The sequence below is a fragment of the Streptomyces sp. NPDC047079 genome (genome assembly GCF_040643755.1).
Classification (GTDB): domain Bacteria; phylum Actinomycetota; class Actinomycetes; order Streptomycetales; family Streptomycetaceae; genus Streptomyces.
Genome location: NZ_JBEYUZ010000042.1, coordinates 1 through 17,019, shown reverse-complemented (window position 1 = coordinate 17,019; position 17,019 = coordinate 1). Strand labels below are relative to the sequence as shown.

The 17,019-nt window shown below is 69.5% G+C and carries 19 protein-coding genes and 3 pseudogenes; 10 read left to right on the top strand and 12 right to left on the bottom strand.

From position 1 onward, the window contains the following. Window positions 1-189: 189 nt before the first annotated feature. The 10 genes and pseudogenes from ABZ823_RS29305 to rpmG form a co-directional block, all read right to left on the bottom strand. Window positions 190-1,563, bottom strand: a complete 1,374-nt coding sequence (locus ABZ823_RS29305) for a YibE/F family protein (RefSeq protein WP_361665878.1) — start codon at window positions 1,561-1,563, stop codon at window positions 190-192. Between the two features lie 426 nt (window positions 1,564-1,989). Further along, window positions 1,990-2,871 carry a metal ABC transporter permease gene (locus ABZ823_RS29300; RefSeq protein WP_361665859.1) on the bottom strand — a complete coding sequence of 294 codons (882 nt, stop codon included), beginning with the start codon at window positions 2,869-2,871 and terminating at the stop codon, window positions 1,990-1,992. Then, the gene (locus tag ABZ823_RS29295; protein WP_361665877.1) at window positions 2,868-3,677 is read right to left on the bottom strand and encodes an ATP-binding cassette domain-containing protein; all 810 of its coding nucleotides are present in this window, start codon (window positions 3,675-3,677) and stop codon (window positions 2,868-2,870) included. Before ABZ823_RS29295 ends, ABZ823_RS29300 begins: the two co-directional genes overlap by 4 nt. Before the next feature lie 74 nt (window positions 3,678-3,751). After that, window positions 3,752-4,693 (bottom strand): zinc ABC transporter substrate-binding protein, encoded by a 942-nt coding sequence (locus tag ABZ823_RS29290; RefSeq protein ID WP_361665858.1) that lies wholly within the window; start codon window positions 4,691-4,693, stop codon window positions 3,752-3,754. 172 nt (window positions 4,694-4,865) lie between these two features. Next, window positions 4,866-5,165, bottom strand: a pseudogene (locus ABZ823_RS29285) (transcriptional repressor); the annotation flags it as partial. Between the two features lie 17 nt (window positions 5,166-5,182). Next, window positions 5,183-5,308: pseudogene (locus tag ABZ823_RS29280) on the bottom strand (hypothetical protein); the annotation flags it as partial. An 84-nt stretch (window positions 5,309-5,392) separates the two neighbouring features. Continuing rightward, window positions 5,393-5,635 carry a 30S ribosomal protein S18 gene (rpsR, locus tag ABZ823_RS29275; protein WP_361665857.1) on the bottom strand — a complete coding sequence of 81 codons (243 nt, stop codon included), beginning with the start codon at window positions 5,633-5,635 and terminating at the stop codon, window positions 5,393-5,395. A 45-nt stretch (window positions 5,636-5,680) separates the two neighbouring features. Continuing rightward, on the bottom strand, window positions 5,681-6,832 hold the full coding sequence (locus ABZ823_RS29270; RefSeq protein WP_361665856.1) for a GTP-binding protein: 1,152 nt from the start codon (window positions 6,830-6,832) through the stop codon (window positions 5,681-5,683). Next, complete coding sequence (locus ABZ823_RS29265) at window positions 6,832-7,086, bottom strand: type B 50S ribosomal protein L31 (protein WP_030340408.1); 255 nt, start codon at window positions 7,084-7,086, stop codon at window positions 6,832-6,834. The genes ABZ823_RS29270 and ABZ823_RS29265 overlap by 1 nt, the downstream gene beginning before the upstream one ends. A gap of 31 nt (window positions 7,087-7,117) precedes the next feature. Then, on the bottom strand, window positions 7,118-7,282 hold the full coding sequence (rpmG, locus tag ABZ823_RS29260) for a 50S ribosomal protein L33 (RefSeq protein WP_358916352.1): 165 nt from the start codon (window positions 7,280-7,282) through the stop codon (window positions 7,118-7,120). Window positions 7,283-7,351: 69 nt separating this feature from the next. Between rpmG and rpmB the strand changes: the two genes are divergently transcribed. The 3 genes from rpmB (at window position 7,352) to ABZ823_RS29245 (ending at window position 8,464) form a co-directional block, all read left to right on the top strand. Beyond that, window positions 7,352-7,588, top strand: a complete 237-nt coding sequence (gene rpmB / locus ABZ823_RS29255; RefSeq protein WP_361665855.1) for a 50S ribosomal protein L28 — start codon at window positions 7,352-7,354, stop codon at window positions 7,586-7,588. Continuing rightward, the gene (rpsN, locus tag ABZ823_RS29250) at window positions 7,588-7,899 is read left to right on the top strand and encodes a 30S ribosomal protein S14 (RefSeq protein ID WP_361665854.1); all 312 of its coding nucleotides are present in this window, start codon (window positions 7,588-7,590) and stop codon (window positions 7,897-7,899) included. The genes rpmB and rpsN overlap by 1 nt, the downstream gene beginning before the upstream one ends. Before the next feature lie 187 nt (window positions 7,900-8,086). After that, a complete protein-coding gene (locus ABZ823_RS29245) occupies window positions 8,087-8,464 on the top strand; it encodes a hypothetical protein (protein ID WP_361665853.1) in 378 nt (125 codons plus the stop codon). Window positions 8,465-8,547: 83 nt separating this feature from the next. Here ABZ823_RS29245 and ABZ823_RS29240 read toward each other — a convergent pair. Together ABZ823_RS29240 and rpmF are read right to left on the bottom strand one after the other, a co-directional pair. Beyond that, window positions 8,548-8,886 (bottom strand): annotated as a pseudogene (locus ABZ823_RS29240) (GTP-binding protein); the annotation flags it as partial. A 10-nt stretch (window positions 8,887-8,896) separates the two neighbouring features. Beyond that, window positions 8,897-9,067: a 50S ribosomal protein L32 gene (rpmF, locus tag ABZ823_RS29235; protein ID WP_181658604.1), complete on the bottom strand. Its 171-nt coding sequence runs from the start codon at window positions 9,065-9,067 to the stop codon at window positions 8,897-8,899. Window positions 9,068-9,519: 452 nt separating this feature from the next. Here rpmF and ABZ823_RS29230 point away from each other — a divergent pair, with 452 nt between their 5' ends. From ABZ823_RS29230 to ABZ823_RS29200, 7 genes are all read left to right on the top strand, one after another. Continuing rightward, complete coding sequence (locus ABZ823_RS29230) at window positions 9,520-10,128, top strand: DJ-1/PfpI family protein (protein WP_361665852.1); 609 nt, start codon at window positions 9,520-9,522, stop codon at window positions 10,126-10,128. Between the two features lie 681 nt (window positions 10,129-10,809). Continuing rightward, window positions 10,810-11,322: a VTT domain-containing protein gene (locus tag ABZ823_RS29225; RefSeq protein ID WP_361665851.1), complete on the top strand. Its 513-nt coding sequence runs from the start codon at window positions 10,810-10,812 to the stop codon at window positions 11,320-11,322. A gap of 140 nt (window positions 11,323-11,462) precedes the next feature. Further along, window positions 11,463-11,777 carry a winged helix-turn-helix domain-containing protein gene (locus ABZ823_RS29220; protein WP_361665876.1) on the top strand — a complete coding sequence of 105 codons (315 nt, stop codon included), beginning with the start codon at window positions 11,463-11,465 and terminating at the stop codon, window positions 11,775-11,777. Beyond that, complete coding sequence (locus ABZ823_RS29215; RefSeq protein WP_361665850.1) at window positions 11,774-12,043, top strand: hypothetical protein; 270 nt, start codon at window positions 11,774-11,776, stop codon at window positions 12,041-12,043. Before ABZ823_RS29220 ends, ABZ823_RS29215 begins: the two co-directional genes overlap by 4 nt. A 113-nt stretch (window positions 12,044-12,156) precedes the next feature. After that, window positions 12,157-14,508: an MMPL family transporter gene (locus tag ABZ823_RS29210; protein ID WP_361665849.1), complete on the top strand. Its 2,352-nt coding sequence runs from the start codon at window positions 12,157-12,159 to the stop codon at window positions 14,506-14,508. A 247-nt stretch (window positions 14,509-14,755) separates the two neighbouring features. Then, the gene (locus ABZ823_RS29205; RefSeq protein WP_361665848.1) at window positions 14,756-14,974 is read left to right on the top strand and encodes an MbtH family NRPS accessory protein; all 219 of its coding nucleotides are present in this window, start codon (window positions 14,756-14,758) and stop codon (window positions 14,972-14,974) included. Between the two features lie 97 nt (window positions 14,975-15,071). After that, window positions 15,072-17,019: condensation domain-containing protein (locus ABZ823_RS29200; protein ID WP_361665847.1), on the top strand; the 1,948-nt coding region annotated here is incomplete at its 3' end.

The following is a 17,019-nucleotide window of genomic DNA, read 5'->3' as shown; positions in this document are numbered from 1 at the left end:
GGCGCCAACTTCCGGAGCGCCGCTCGGACTCACCCTCCCAGCTGCGGGCCGCCAAGGGCGCCTGACGGGCATCCGCCCGGGTCTGGCGCTCTTCTCGTGGGTCCGGAAGTGAGCGAGCAGGTCTGCACCACGCGAGCGGATCCGTAGGCTCTCTCCTGACCTGTCTCATCCGAACCCCGCCGGTCGCTCTCAACGCTTCCGTCGACGTCCTCCCCGGCCCGCAGCCGCTGCCCCGGCCGCCGCCGTTTCCGTCTGCCGACCGGGCCGGTCCGCGGAGACCACCAGAGCCGCAAGGGCCGTGGTGACCGGCACCGAGGCCACCAGGCCGATCGATCCGATCAGCGTGCGCACGATCTCCTCTGCGACCAGCTCGCTGTTGGCGACCGTGCCCACGCCGCTCTGTGCGATGGAGAACAGCAGCAGCAGCGGCAGCGCGGCGCCCGCGTAGGCGAGGACGAGCGTGTTGACCACGGAGGCGATGTGGTCGCGGCCGATGCGGATGCCCGCGCGGTACAGCCCTCGCCAGCCCATCGACGGGTTGGCCTCGTGCAGCTCCCAGACGGCAGACGTCTGCGTCACCGTGACGTCGTCGAGCACGCCGAGGGAGCCGATGATGACGCCGGCGAGCAGCAGACCGCTCATGTCGATCGACGGATACAGGCCATGTATGAGGCCGGTGCTGTCGTCCGTGTTGCCGGTGAGTGCGGCCCAGCCGATGAACTGCGAGCCGAGGACGCCGATCAGCAGCAGCGAGACCAGCGTGCCGAGCACCGCCACGGACGTACGGGCCGACAGGCCGTGGCACATGTACAGGGCGATCAGCATGATGGCGCTCGACCCGATCACCGCCACGAGCAGAGGGTTCGAGCCCTGCAGGATCGCCGGCAGGATGAAGAGGTTGAGCACCATGAAGCTGATGGCCAGCGCGACCAGCGCCATGACGCCCCGCAGCCGCCCGACGACCACGACGGCGAGCGCGAAGATGCCGGCGAGCAGTGCCATAGGGAACCTGCGGTTCACGTCGGCGACCGAGTACTGCAGGCCCTGGGGCGCGGAGGGCTCGTAGGCGGTCACGACCTTCTCGCCCTGGTGCAGCTGCCGCGACTGGTCGGGCTGCACGATCTCGATGAATGTGCGGCCCTTGTCTTTGCCGGTGTCGACCCGGATGGTCGCCTTCTTGCAGGTGCCGTTCGCCTCCAGTTGCGCCGAGGTGCCCTCGGCGGTGGAGGTGTCGCCGGTCGGAGTCTCACCCGAGGCGTTCACCGACTTGCAGCTCACCTCGACGACCTTGGTGACCGTGGCCTGCTGTGTCTGGCGGTCGAAGCCGACACCGGTGCGCTTGTGCGGAGGCGCACCGCCCGGCCACAGCACCACCAGCCCCACCACGACGGCGGCGGTGAAGGGGATCAGGATCGCCGCGATGACCTTGCGCAGGTGCTTGGAGACAGGCGCGGCAGGCCCGTGGCTGTGGCTGTGCGCGTGGCCGTCACCGCCGGCGCCCGCCCCGGGGGCGTGGCCAGGGCCATGTCCGGTGCCAGTCACTGTGGCGCGCCCGTGGTCCATCACTGGGGCGTGCCCGTGGCCCATGGCCGAAGAAGGGATATGGCCCGCGCCGGCATCGCGTCCGTAGCCGGGGTGAGGCGCCGCCGCCTCGGGATGCCCCCCGTATTCGTAGTCGTGGCCGTACTCGCCCGTGCGACCACCCCTGGCTCGGTGCCGGTTGCCGACCTCGTTCCAGTCTCCGGCACTCTGCCGGTCAGCGGCTCCCATGCCGTCTCCCTCGCGGTTGTCCGTGCCCCCTCCGAAGCCGGGCCTGCGCTACGGCTCTGAGGAAGAGTACGGGAACGGCTGTGTCGTGGTCTCAGCCGATCATCGCGAGAAGGCCGGGGCCCAGACCCGGGAGCCTGTTGGGCGCGTTCCAGGTCGAACAGCCGGGTGCCGAGCACGTCACCCCACCCGCACGCGGCCGCGGACGGGCGCTCCCGTGGTTCATGCGGGTTGTGGGGTTGACCTCCTGGCCCCCCACCGCCGGGTGCGGTAGCTGCCCGCCAGCCGGCAGACGACGTAGATGGTGAACGAGATGGTCGTGACGTAGGGGCTGATGGGGATGCTGCTGCCCAGGGCGAGCAGGATGCCGCACTCGATGGAGACCACGGCGAAGACCACGCTGAGCAGGGGCAGCAGGACCGGTGACGCGGTGACGCGGGCGGCGGCCGCGGCGGGGGTGACAACGAGGGTGAGGACCAGCAGGGCACCGACGATCTGCACCGACAGGGCGACGGTGAGTCCGAGCACCAGCATGAAGGCGAAGGACAGTGCGCGTACCGGTAGGCCGCGGGCCTCGGCCACGTCCGGGTCCGCGCTGGCGAAGGCCAGCGGGCGCCAGATGAGCGTCAGGACGACGAGGACGAGGGTGGCGGTGCCGAGCAGCCAGGTCATCTGCGGGGTGTCGACGGCGACGATCTGGCCGGTGAGGAGGCCGAACTTGTTGGCGGCCCGGCCTTTGTAGAGGGCGAGGAAGAGCACGCCGAGTCCCAGGCCGAAGGGCATGAGGATGCCGATCACGGAGTTGCGGTCCCGGGCTCGCGCGCCGAGGACGCCGATCGCGCCGGCCGCGACGAGTGAGCCGACGATCGAGCCCGCCACGATGTTGAGCTCCATCAGCAGTGCCGCCGACGCGCCCGCGAAGGACAGCTCGCTGATGCCGTGCACCGCGAAGGGCAGGTCGCGCATGATGACGAAGACCCCGGCCAGGCCGCCGACCAGGCCGAGCGCGGCGCCGGCGATGAGGGAGTTGCGGACCAGCGTCAGCAGTTCGCTGTAATTGTCGAAGCTGAAGATCTGGTGCCAGATCCCGTCGGCGAGCGTCATGACCGGACTCCGTCGGTCTCGTGGGCCGGGTGGTGAGGGGATGAGGTGACCTCGTCGGGCGCTCCGACGACCACGACCCGGCCGTGCACGCGGACGACGTCGACCCGGGTGCCGTACAGCTGGGACAGCGATTCGGACGACAGGACCTCCTCAGGTGTCCCGATCCGGTGGCCGCCCCGCGCCAGGTACAACACCCGGTCCACCAGACCGAGCACCGGGTTGATCTCGTGGGTGACGAAGACCACCGCCGTGCCGTGGGAGCGGCGCCGGACGTCCACGAGTTCGGTGACGGCCCGCTGGTGATTGAGGTCGAGGGAGAGCAGCGGCTCGTCGCACAGCAGGATCCGCGGGTCGGTGGCAAGGGCCTGCCCGACGCGTACGCGTTGCCGTTCGCCCCCGGAGAGCATGCCGAGGCGGACGTCGGCGTAGGCCGACGCTCCGACCGAGGCGAGGATCTCGTCCACCCGGCGGCGGACGGCGCCGGTGCGCAGCCGCGGTCCGAAGCGGTGCCCGTCGATTCCGAAGCGCACGAGGTCACGGGCGCGCAGCATCGCCTGCGCGGACAGTGCCGCCTGCTGAGGGACGTAACCGATGTGCCGGCCGCCCCTGTGGGCAGGCCGGCCGAGGACGGTCAGCGTGCCGGCGGACAGCGGCTGCCGGCCCAGCAGGGCACGGACGAGGCTGGTCTTGCCCGACCCGTTCGGTCCCAGCACGGCCAGGAACTCCCCGGGCCGTACGTCGAGATCGAGACCCTGCCACACCACGCGTTCGCCGTAGGACACGGCGGCGCCACGCAGGCTGAGCACCGGAGTGGCGCCGCTGCCGGCGGCCTCGGCGTCGCCCTGGCGGGCCTGGGGTACGGGGGCCACGGCCGCTCGCCTCACTTGGCCAGCGCGTTCGCGAGCGCGTCGACGTTCGACGTCATCCAGCCGAGATAGTCCTTGCCCTTCGGCAGGGTCTCGGTCACGGGTACCGCGGGAATGCCGGCCGACTTGGCAGCGCTCTCGACCTTCTCCGTCTGCGGGCCGGAGGTCTGGGCGTTGTAGACCAGGGCCTTGACCTGCTTGCCGGTGAAAAGTGCCAGGGTCTCCTGCAGGACCTTCGGGGAGACGTCGCTGCCTTCCTCGACGGCTGCGCTGAACTCCTCGGGTGTCTTGTTGACCAGGCCGCTCGCCTCGGTCATGTACAACGGCACCGGCTCGGTGATCGCGATGCCCCCGCCGCTGTGCTCCTTCTTGAGCTGCGCCTCCTTCGTCTCGAGCGGTGTGAGCTTCGACTTGAAGGTCTCGGCGTTCTTGGTGAAGGTGGCGGCGTTGTCCGGGTCGGCCTTGCCCAGGGCGTCGGCGATGCTGTCGGCGATCTTGGCGACGGCAGGGAAGTCGTACCAGACGTGCTCGTTGAGCTCGCCGCCCTTCGGGGCGGTCTTGCCGGAGACCTTGACGGCGTTGATCACTTCGGCGGAGGAGTTGCTGCTCTTCAGCATCCGGTCGATGAAGTCGTCGTAGCCGCCGCCGTTCTCGATGACGAGCTTCGCCTTGGACAGGATGAGCTGGTTCTGGGTGTTGGCCTCGTAGGAGTGCGGGTCCTGGCCGGGGTCGCTGATGAGCGAGGTGACGTCGACCTTTCCGGCGCCTATCTGCCCGACGATGTCGCCGTACACGTTGGTCGAGGCGACCACCGAGATTCTGGACGTGGACGACGAGGCCGAGTCCGACGCGGAACTCCCGTCGCCCCCGGAGTCGGACGAGCTGCCGCAGCCTGCCAGAAGGGCCAGGGAGGCGCCGGTGATCAGCGCCAGGCTGCGGGACGGGGACGAGGGCATGGGTCCTCCACGACAGGTTGGAACGGGAGTCTTCGCAAGAGGTGGGTCGCCGGTCGAAGCCGGGCAGTTACCACGCTAGATGGAAATGAATGTCACGACCATAGTTTGATCTGATCGATATGAAAATCGTTGCCAAGGTTTGGCGCGCTCGCTGCGGAGTCGACACGACCTGCTACGGATGCGATACGGCCCGACCCGGCGCTGACCGGCAGGGACCGCAGATCCCCGTGAGTTCCACGGTGTGCTCGACCTCGGCGTATCCCGTGACGGCGGCCACGGCGTCCGCCCAGCGCTCGACGGCGTCGGCCTCCACGGCCCGGCTGGGGCCGCAGTGACGGCAGACGAGGTAGTGGCGGTGTCCTTCGGTGGGTCGGGGGCGGTAGAGCCGTTCTCCGGACTTGTCCCGCACGACGTCGACGAGGTCCGTCCGCTCCAGGGTCCGCAGGGTCCGGTACACCGTGGTCAGCCCGACCGCGGTGCCGCCCGCGGCTGGAACGCCAGGGCCACCCCGCAGTGCCGTTCCAGGCTGCCGCGGATGGCGTCGCTGGACAGCGCGCGCAGCAACTGGCCGCGTTCGGTCTCGGACGGCGGCGGGGTCTAATCGTCCGCGAACTCGGCCATGCCGGAACGGAGTTCCCAACTGGCCGATCCCAAGGGCCAGTTGGGTGGCTCGCTGCGACGGTCGGTGAGCGCCGAAGGTCAGTCTCGCTTGCTGGAGTAGGGGAGGAGGGCCATCTCGCGGGCGTTCTTGATGGCGGCGGCGAGCTGGCGCTGCTGTTGAGCGGTGACATGGGTGACGCGCCGGCTGCGGATCTTCCCGCGGTCGGAGATGAACTTGCGCAGCAGAGTGGTGTCTTTGTAGTCGATGTAGGTGATGCCGGCCGCGACGAGGGGGTTGGAGCGGTGCTTGACCGGCTTGCGGGTGTTGGTGCGTCGGGTCATGGGATTCCTCGGGTCGTGGTGGTGGCTGTGGTGCGGGTTGGTGGGTCAGGCGGCGTCGAGGAGGGAGTCGAAGGCCGCGGGGAGGTGTTGCCATGCCTCGGGGCCGGCCGCGTACTCGGTGTCGGTGAGCAGGCAGGAGTCGAGGAGCTGCTCGATGCCGGAGCGGTCGAGTCCGGGTGAGGTGAAGACGAGGTGCTGGCAGCGGTCACCGTGCTGGGGATGCCAGTCCAGTGCGGCGGCGGCTCGTCGCATGGGTGGGATCAGTTCCCATGCCGCGTCGGGCAGGGAGGCGAGCCAGGGGCCTGTGCTTTCGACGCACAGGGCGCCGCCGGCGGCGTCCCAGGAGAGCAGGGTGTCGGGGCGGTCGGCGAGCCAGAACCGGCCTCTGCTGCGTGCTGCCGCGCAGCACAGGTCTTCCAGTGCCTGGTGGAGGCGTTCGGGGTGGAAGGGCCGGGTGCGGTGCCAGACGAGTGTCGTGACTCCTGCGTGGTCGGCTTCCTGCGGCAGGAGTGCGCAGGCGGGGTGCTGGGCCGTGGCCGCTGCTTCTGTGTCGAATCCGGCGAAGGCGAGCTGGGCGAGTTCGCCTGAGGCGGCGTCGACGTGGCGTGCGGTGGGGTGCAGCTGGGTCAGCAGCGCGTGGTCCTGTTCGTCCGCGTCCTCGCTGTCCACGAGGGCCAGGACGGGCGCGTATTCGAGTTGGCGGGCCCAGGTGTCGGCGACGGTGCGCTGGTCGGTCGCCGCTGCGGCGAGCCCGGCTTCGGCCAGGTCGTCCCCGTTGCAGAGGTAGGGCAGGACGAGAGCTGGGTCGACGGCGGTGATCACGTTGGTGAGTGTCAGGTCGTCGCCGCCGTGGGTGGCGATGACCTCTGCCATGGCCTGGGGTTCGACCGAGTCCCACAGCTCGACGACCGCCAGCCGTGTCAGTCCGTGGCCGGCCAGGCGCTGCAGTTCCGGGACGAGGTCTTCGCGCAGTGCGCAGCAGGCGCAGTCGTTGACCAGCGGTGCTTCGCCGGATGCGAGTGTGCCTGACGTGTCCCGGACGTGACGTCGTACGGTTCCCCGGCTCGCGGTGGCCAGGTCGTGGTGGAGGGCGACGCTGCCCGGCACCGCCTTCAGCAGGCGGTCGACAACATGCGTGCGGGCGTCTGTGTGCAGGCCGCCGACGATGACGACCGGCAGTCGGCCTTCCTCGCGCATCAGCGGCCTCCGGATCGGCCGTAGCGGCGTTCGAAGCGCTCCACGCGGCCCGCGGTGTCGAGGACACGGGCGGTACCGGTGTAGAAGGGGTGACTCGCCGACGAGATCTCGACGTCCACGACGGGATAGGTGTTGCCGTCCTCCCACTCGATGCGCTTGTCGCTGGTGAGCGTCGAACGGGTCAGAAAGGCGAAGTCGGCGGCCTTGTCGCGGAAGACGACGGGACCGTAGGCGGGGTGGATGCCGGGCTTCATGGCGGGCTCCTTGGTGGCGTAGGGGGTCGGGTCAGCGTTCTTCGCGGAAGTCGACGTGCCGGCCGGCGATCGGGTCGTACTTGCGCAGGACCATGCGGTCCGGGTCGTTGCGGCGGTTCTTGCGGGTGACGTAGGTGTAGCCGGTTCCCGCGGTGGAGCGGAGTTTGATGACCGGGCGGAGTTCGTTGCGAGCCATGCACGCTACTATATGGGAACGATTTCCATTATCGATAACTCGGCTCTTCGACGAGAGGCAGGTCATCCTGTGTCCGCCCACTGCCAACTGACCGGCGTGCAGCCGGGATTCGGCAACCGCATCTCCCATTCGCACCGGCGCACCTCCCGCCGCTTCAACCCGAACATCCAGCACAAGCGGTACTGGCTGCCCAGTGAGTCCCGCCATGTGCGGCTGACGCTCAGTGCCCGAGCGATCAAGATCGTCGACACCATCGGTGTGGAGGCGGCTGTCGCGCGCATCCGCGCCCGGGGAGGGAAGGTCTGATGGCCAAGCGGAGCAAGATCGCAAAGAACGAGAAGCGCAAGGCCGTCGTCGAGCGGTACGCCGCCCGACGGGCCGAACTCAAAGAGATCATTCGCCGTCCCTCTTCGGCCGAGGCCGAGGCCGAGCGCGGCGCCGCGATCGCCGAACTGCGTCGGCAGCCCCGCGACGCCAGCGCCACCCGTGTCCGCAACCGCGACAGCGTCGACGGCCGCCCCCGGGGGCATCTGCGCAAGTTCGGGCTTTCCCGCGTCCGCGTGAGGGAGCAGGCGCACGCGGGCTTCCTGCCCGGTGTCACCAAGTCGTCCTGGTGACGGCGGTTCCCCCGCGCTGACGGAGGGACGCCAGGGGGCGCGTCTCCGCTCCGAGTCGCGCCCCGCCCAGGACGGTACGACCACGCCCGGACACTCCCGGCCTGCTCGTGGTCGCCGTCGGTACGTATGCGAGAGATGAGGCTGAAAGTGGAAGTCGTTTACGGTGAAATCGGGCAGGAGCGCACGTATGAGTGACGCAGCCCGCGGCGGTCGGGGCCATCCCTTCACCCTTGCCGTCTGTACCTCTTGTCAGTCCGCCACCGATCAGGTGAGGGACGAGCTGCGCCGGGTGGTCCGTGACAGCGCTCACGGGGTCATGATCTCCACCGGATGCCTGCGGGAGATCCTCGACTGCGCGGGCCGTCGGGGGCTGCACGCTGCCGTACAGCCGTCCGCGGTGGATCGCCGGCCCACCGGAGCTGTCGTGCGTCTCGGCCCGCTCGTCACCGCGGCCGACGGCGCAGCGGTGGGCGCCTGGCTGCGGGCGGGAATGCCGGACGACGGCACACTGCCCGACAGGTTGCGGGCGGGGCCCGGCCCGCGGCATGTCGCGCACCTCAACTGAGGGTGGACGGTGTGAGCAAGGGTCTGTTGAGCCGTACCGGGCCGGGCGGTGCCGTGGCTGCGACCACCGCCCGACCCGGGGTCTCAGGGCCCTGCTGCGAGTACGGGCTGCTCGTGTTCGCAGGTGTCGTCGATGCCGTAGGTGTCCCAGGCGGGGAACGGGTCGGTGGAAGGCTGAGCCTTGTCGTCCCCCATGAGGCAGTCGGTCAGGGCCGCCTGCAAGGCGTCCGGGTGCAAGTGGGTTCCGACGAAGACCAGTTCCTGAGCGTCGGGGCTCTCCGCGTCGCGGGCGGCGGAGGGTTCGAAGCGGGCCACGGACCCGGCCTGCGACCACAGGCCCGTCACGTGCGGGCGGCCGGCCAGGGTGAAGAAGCCCTTGGAGCGCAGGATCTGCCCGTAGGCCCCGCTGTCCAGTCGCTCGGTGGCATGGCGCTCAGCCTTCGGGGCGCAGCAGCCCGCGCTCGTACGCCTTGGCCAGCCGCTGCGGCACCAGGTAGGGGACGCCGTCGACGGTGACCGGCACGAGCTGCGGCGTGGTGGCCTTCCACTGGGCGCGACGGTGACGGGTGTTGCTGCGGGACATCTTCCGCTTGGGCACGGCCATGGAGACCTCCTGGGTGGGCTGACGGGCGACGCGTCACGCTACATGAAAATGGGTCCCATTACGAATAGGCCGGTGACCGTGCGCGCTCGCCAGGCAGTACTTCGTCCGAGTCGCCCGGCGGGTCAGGCGCCTTCGCAGTGGTTCCACGGCACTCCCTCGTGTGACACCTGCCGCATGCATGCGCCGGAACTGACAGGGTCGTCCTGGACAAGACCGGCACGCTGACCTCCGGCCATATGAGCGTCGCCCTTGGCGCTGCCGTGCCCGGCGGTCTGGGGCGATCATCCTGGGCCGGGGCGTGTCTTCAGGCGGGCCGGGAAGCGCTGTGTGCGTGCCCCGGCCCGGCCGCACGGTCCTCCCGTAGGCATGCCACCAGCAGCTGATTGGCCCTCGCCCCGGAACGGCGCGCCAGGGGAGACTGCGGATCCGGTGCCGTGATTGAAGGAGTTGTGATGCAGGTAGCCGTGGTCACCTTCGACGGGTTCAACGAGCTCGACAGCTTCATAGCTTCCGCCCTGATCAACCGGTGCCGTAAGGACGGTTTGGAAGCCTTCATCACGACGCCGACGCCGGTGGTCACGTCGATGAACGGCGTCGAGGTGACCGGGCAGCGCCCGATGGAGTTCGTGACAGAGGCCGAGGTCGTGCTGATCGGTAGTGGCGTGAAGGCGCGGGACGTGGTCGCCGACGACCGGTTGATCGCCAGGCTGCTGCTCGACCCTTCGCGACAGCTGATCGGTTCGCAGTGCTCCGGCGCGCTGGTGCTCGCCCGGCTGGGGTTGCTGGATGGCATGCCGGCTTGCACGGACATGAAGACCCGGCCCTTTGTCGAAGCCTGCGACGTCACCGTCCTGGACGCGCCGTTCCACGCCCAGGGGAACATCGCGACGGCGGGCGGTTGCCTGGCGTCCCAGTATCTCGCCACGTGGGTGATCACCCGCATGCTCGGGGAGGACGCCGCGCGCGACGTCGTCGGCTACGTGGCTCCGGTCGGCGAAAACCAGGAGACTGTCGAGCGCGCCATGCGTGCCGTCCGCGCGGGCGAGGTTGCACTGCGCTGACGCCCCGCGATCAGCCTCTTGGGAAGTCTGCGTCGGCTTGTGGCTGCGCTGACAGAGTTGGGTTTCGAGTCTGCTGGGGTGTCGCCGCAAGGCAAGACGCACAGGTGCAAGCGAGATACCGGTGCAGGGGAACTTGTTGTTGACCTCCTCGCGCCGCTGCGTACACCTGCACATACGCGAAGACCCCGGCCTCAGCGTTTGCGCTGGTGACGGGGTCTTTGGGCACCTCATGCAGGGTGCCCCCGGCAGGATTCGAACCTGCGCACACGGCTCCGGAGGCATCGCCCGTCGCGGGCGCCCTGCCCGCGCGTGTACTCGGCTTCGGCGAGTACGGACGCTGTCAACGTCCGCCCCACAGTGCACACTTGACGCGGTACACGGCCACGCCACGGTCCCTCTTCGCGTGCAAACGCGGCGATGAGACTCTGCTGAAACGATCCTGCGCCGCCCCTCCGGGACCTCCCCCTGAGGGTCTCTGGGGATCATCCCCGGGCACCCCTAGGGGTCGGCCCGCAGATCTCCCTGGGGTCCTCCGGAGAGCGTTGAAGAGCGTCCGGAGCACCTGCAACTCTTTATGAGCAGGTGATGATGCGGATATGCGCATGGGGCGCGGAGGAGCTGATCGGTGTGGATGGCACGTACTGGATGTATGTGTTGCTCGTGCTTGTCACGATGCCTCCCATGGTCCCCAACTCCGCGTTGTTAGCCGGAGCGGGTGCCCTCGCGGCGAGCGGGAGCCTCAGTCTCCCTTTTCTGGTGCTGCTCCTGCTGACGAGCACCCTGGTGGGCGACATGACCATGTTCTGGACGGGGCGTCTGGCCAGGGGGCGAGCCGTCCGCTGGATATCGCGCCGGGCCAGGCGCCGTTCGATGCTGGACTGGGCCTCCGGCCAGTTCCGGAGGTACGGAGTGTCGTCGGTGATCGCCATGCGGTTCGTGCCCAGCGGGCGCGGCCTGGGTGGTGTCACCGCCGGGATCGTCGCTCTCCCCCTGAGGAGCTACCTGGTCGGCGCCCTGGTCGCCGAGGCGGTCTTCGTGTTCTGCACCCTCGGCCTCGGCTATCTGGGCGGCCGACTCGTCGAGAACAGCCTGGTCCTGCTGTGCGTGGGGCCGGCCGTGTCGTTGCTGACCGCCGCCGTGGTGACGGCCGTCCGCTGGGGCGTCTGGCGGCGGACGGCCGGTGGCGCACGGTGAACGGACTGCTGGGTGATGTCGAATATGAGGTCCGGAGTGAAGAGACCGGCATACGTCAGTGGGCACCTGCTAACGTTCCATGGCATGTGTGGAGTGCCGACGTGACCGCCCCCTCCCCGACCGGGGACGAACTGGTGCACATGCTCGGTACGTTGGCCAACCCGCACCGCCTTCGCGTTGTCGCGGCCCTGTCCCGGCGCCGCCGCTACGTGAGCCAGCTTGCGCGAGAGCTCGGGATCAGCCGTGCCCTGTTGCAGGCCCACCTGAGGAAGCTGCAGGCAGCGGGCCTCGTCTCGGCCCAGTTGGAGATCTCGAGCGATGGGAAGGCGATGAAGTTCTACGAGGTGACCCCCTTCGCGCTTCATCTGACACCTGAGAGCATCGCGGACGCGGTGACGACTCTCAGCACACACGACTCCGTCCAGCAGGAAGGCGAGAAGGGATCCCCGCAATGAGTTACCACGGCTGGCAGGAAGTCATCGGGACCGTCGGCTTGGTGGGTGCGTTCGCTGCGGTGATCACCATCGTCATCTGGCACATGGCCACGACCTGGCGTGCCAGAGCGATCCTGGCGCGTGATCACGCCTACCGGACGCTGGCGGAGCAGACGGCCCGGGCCCAGGAGGTCACCGAGCAGCGACTCGCCGGGATCGACGAGCGCCTGGCCGAAGTCCAGACCCGTATGCAGTCGGTCGAGCGGATCCTCAAGGAGATCGAGTAACCGTATTCAGGATCCGGGCCGTCGAGCGGCAACTCGGCGGCCCGGTCGAAGAAGCACCGCCTCGCGCCACGCGAGTGTCTGAGAAGCACCCCTTCACGGAAGGACTCTAGTTCATGCTGCCCAAGGGCAAGCTGTTACGCGGCAAAGGCAGTTCGGGCCGCACCGGCCCGGACGGAACGGGGGAAGCGCGCCCTCGCGCTCCCCGGCCCACCTCGCACGGCACGCTGATCGAGCGGGTCGCCGGATGGTCGATCCGGCACCGTGCCCTGGCCATCGGCGGTTGGTTCGCGCTGGTGGTGCTGGCCGTACTGTCCACCGCCCTGGTCTCCGGGGACAGCGCGGTCACCCAGGACCCCGGCGAATCCGGAGTGGCCCAGAAAGTACTGAACAAGCAGAGGAACTGGGAACCCGTCCTGGAGAACGTACTCGTCCAGTCGCGTGGACCGGACGGCCGCAAGTTCAAGGACGACCCAGAACTCCAGCGGGCCGTCGACGACTTGGCCGCCGAGTTCGGCAAGTCGCCGGGTGCGGTGTCGCAGCTGCGGACCCCGCTGAATCCACAGGGCGAGAAACAGATCTCCGCCGATGGCCGTTCGGGGCTTGTCACTTTCTTCGTCGCCGGACCCAACGAGAAGATGGACGCGCATTACGACGCGGTGGTGGCGGCCGTGAAGAAGGTCGCGGACGAACACCGCGGAATCCGCGTCGTACAGGCCGGTGACCAGAGTCTTTCGCGTGCCGTCGACGACGCGGTGAAAAAGGACTTCGCCAGCGCCGAAAACACCTCGCTGCCCATCACCCTGATCATCCTGCTCGTGGTGTTCGGGGCGCTGGTCGCCGCCGCCATCCCGCTGCTGCTGGCCGCCACCGCCGTCGCCGCCGCCTTCGGCCTCATCGGGGTGCTCGGCCAGTGGGTGGCCGTCAACAGCGCGGTGTCGTCGATGATCCTGCTGATCGGCGTCGCCGTCAGCATCGACTACTCGCTGTTCTATCTGCGGCGCGAGCGTGAGGAGCGGGCGGCCGGACGCGGCATCGCGGAGTCCCTGCGGATCACCGCTAAGACGTCCGGGCATGTGGTCGCCGTCTCCGGTGTCACCGTCATGCTCTGCGTCAGCGGGCTCCTCTTCAGCGGCCTGGATGTCTTCCGCGGCCTCACCCTCGGCACGGTGGTCATCGTGGGCCTGGCGATGATCGGCTCGGTCACCGTGCTGCCCGCCCTGCTCGCCACGCTGGGACGGTGGGTGGACAAGGGACGCATCCCCTGGCTCGGCAGGCGCCGTACCACGGCACTGGAGTCCCGCACCTGGCGGGCTCTGGCCCAAGCCGTGGTCAAGCGACCGCTGGTGTGGGGCGGCGCCGCCGCGGCAGCCCTGGTCGTGATGGCGCTGCCCATGTTCTCCATGCATCTCCAGGACGCCGCCGTGGTCAACAGCCTGCCGCGTAGCGCCCCGGCCGTGGACGCGGCGATCCGGATGCAGCAGGCGTTCCCCGGCGCCCCCACCCCGGCACGCGTCGCGGTGTGGAACGTCGACGGAGGCTCGCCCGACACCCCGCAGGTGCGCACCGCGGTCCGGGGGCTGCACGACGAGATCACCGCGAGCGGCGGCCGGCTGGCCGGGCCCGTCTCGACGGTGCGCGTCGACGATCTCCTGGTGGTACGGGTGCCGCTGGCCGGCTCGGGCACGGACCCCGCCTCCCACCGGGCCCTGACGACCCTGCGTGAGACGGCGCTGCCCGCGACACTCGGCAAGGTGCAGGGCGTCGAGTACGCCACCGCGGGCCGCACGGCCTTCGCCCACGACTTCGCCCAACAGTTGGGCAAACGTACGTTCGTCGTCATCGGTTTCGTACTCGTCCTGGCCTTCGCGCTGCTGCTCCTGGCCTTCCGCTCCGTGGTCATCCCCCTGGTGTCCATCGCCCTCAACCTGCTGTCGATGGGTGCTTCCTACGGCATCCTGACCTGGGTCTTCCAGGACGGGAACCTCAGTTCGCTGCTGGACTTCACCCCCTACGGCGGGGTGGCGGAATGGCTGCCGCTGTTCATGTTCGTCGTCCTGTTCGGGCTCAGCATGGACTACCACATCTTCATCCTCAGCCGGATCAGGGAACGTCGGCAGGCCGGTGCCACCCCGCGGGAGGCGGTCGTGGACGGCATCGCCGCCAGCGCGGGCGTGGTCACCAGCGCGGCCGTCATCATGACCGCGGTGTTCACGATCTTCATCACGCTCTCGGCCATCGAGAACAAGATGATGGGGGTGGGCATGGCCGTGGCCATCCTCATCGACGCCACCGTCGTGCGCGGGGTGCTGCTGCCCGCGGCCATGTCCCTCCTCGGCCACCGCGCCTGGGAACTGCCGCGCGGCCTGGAGCGGCTGCTCGGCCGCAACGACCGGCCGCGGCCCGAGGCGGCCGCCGCCGACAGCGGCCACCCGGCCCGCCCCGTCGAGGGCGCCCGCCACCCCTGACCGCACCCCGCGGGTGCGCGCACCCGACCGAAGACTCCGGCCGGAGCCCGATCATCCCCGGGCTCCGGCCGGAGCCTCTTTCGTTGCCAGGCATCGCCGGCCGACCCGGCCGAGAGCCGATAGCGGCGCTATAGAAGGAGTATCGGGCGCTCCTGAAGAGTGCTGTCGCGCATAAGAGCTGGTACTGCGGAATTCCGCACGCTCTACGAACGCATCACGAACGCACCACTTCAGCGGAGGATTCACCATGGCGGACGAGCGGGACGACGAACAGATCTACTGCGTCGTGGTCAACGACGAGGAGCAGTACTCCATCTGGTGGGCCGACCGCGAATTGCCCGCCGGATGGCATGCGGAGGGAAAGCAGGGAAAGCGGTCGGAATGTCTCGCGCACATCGGTGAAGTGTGGACGGACATGCGGCCGTTGGGTCTGCGCCGCCGAATGGAGCAGCACGCCGCTCACTGATTCCGGGCGGTCACGCACGTCAATACCCACGACCGGTTCCGGTCGGACACCGAACCGGTTCCGCATCCAGCGGCTGTAGCAGGAGGACGGGAAACGGATGAGCGGCGGAAACCACGAGCGGAACTCTGATGTCGACGCCCTTCAGGAGAAGCTTCTGCGCGCCCGGCTCGGCGGCCGCTCCCGGGCCCGCCGCTCCGCGATCGCACCCGTTGACCGCTCCGGCCCGCTGCCGCTGTCGTTCGGACAGCAGCAGATGTGGTTCCTGAACCGGCTCGAGCCGGACAGCCCCGAGTTCCTGGTACCGCTGGCCTTCCGCCTGCGCGGCCCACTCGACCTCGCGGCCCTCACCCACGCGTGGAACGGGCTGCTCGCCCGCCATGAGATCCTGCGGACCTGTTACACGCTCGCCGACGGCACACCCGTCCAGGTCGTCGACCCCGCCCAGGACGTCGAATTGCCCGTCCGGGACGCGCCGGGCGACTCGGCTGCGGAACGGGAGGATGGCGCCGCCGGGTTGGTCCGCGACGCCGCCGTCGTCCCCTTCGACCTGGAACGGGACTGGCCCGTCAGGGCGGGCGTGGTGCGCATCGACAGTGACGACCACCTCCTGCACGTGGTCTTCCACCACATCGCGTTCGACGCGTGGTCCACCGGTGTCCTGGTCTCGGAACTCACCTCCCTGTACGAGGCCTTCACCACCCGTCGGCTCCCCGCACTGCCCGAACTGCCCGTTCAGTACGCCGACTTCGCCGCTTGGCAGCGAGCCGCGGAGGAGAACGGGGAACTGGACGCGCACCTGGACTACTGGCGGGAGCGGCTCGCCGGCCTTCCCCCGACCGACCTGCCCACCGACCGCCCGCGCCCCCCCTACCGCAGCCACGAGGGCGCCGAGGCGCCGTTCACTCTGCCCGAAGGGCTCTCCGCGCAGGTCCGGGAGCTGGCCCTGCGGCACCACGCCACACCCTTCGCCGTGCTGCTCGCCGCCTTCCAGGCCCTCGTCGCGCGCTACACGGGACTGCCGGACGTCCCCGTCGGCACCGTGGTCTCCGGACGCACCCGTCCCGAGCTCCAGAAGCTCATCGGGTACGGCATCAACAACCTGGTCATGCGGGGCCGCTGGGACGGCGATCCGACCTTCGCCGACCTCGTCGACCAGGCGCAGACGGGCCTCCTGGAAGCCTACGAGCACCAGTCCGCGCCCTTCTCCCGGCTCGTCACCGAGCTCCAGCCGGAGCGGGACATGTCGCGCTCGCCCCTCTACCAGATCGCCCTCACCCTCCACGAGCGGGGCACCGAGTCCATCAGCCTGCCGTCCCTGACCGTCGAGCCCTACCCGGTCACCGGCGGGATCGCCAAGTGCGACCTCGAACTCCAGGTGAACCAGGCCCCTGACGGCAGCATGAGCGGGCAACTCGTCTACGGCACCGCGCTCTTCGAGCACGAGACCGCGCAGCGCATCTCCCGCCACTTCGTGCGCCTGCTGCAGCGGGCCGTCGAGGACGAGTCGGCCCCGCTGTCCCGCATCGACATCCTCGACGAGGACGAGCGTGCCTTCCTCATCGGCGGACCGCACAACGCCCGCCCCGTACAGCGGGTTTCTCGGACGGTGCACGAGCTGTTCGAGGATCAGGTGGCGCGGACGCCGGACGCGGTGGCGGTGGTGGCCGGTGAGGTGGTGCTGACGTACCGGGAGGTGAACGAGCGGGCGAACCGGCTGGCGCGGCATCTGCGGTCGCTGGGCGTGGGCCCGGAGTCCCTGGTCGGTGTGTGCCTGGAACGGGACGCGGAGCTGATCCCGGCGCTGATCGGGGTGCTGAAGGCGGGAGCGGCCTATGTGCCCCTGGACAGCGCCCATCCCGTGGAGCGCCTCGGCTATGCCCTGGCCGATGCCGGGGCGTCCGTCGTCGTGACCGGTGGTGCCCAGGTGGCTCTGCTGGACGGGGTGTTCGGCGGGGTGCTGGTGGTGGTGGACGCGCAGCGTGAGGTGCTGGAGGCGTATGAGGCGGGGGATCTGGCGCCGGTGCCGGGCGCGGGTGCGGACAACG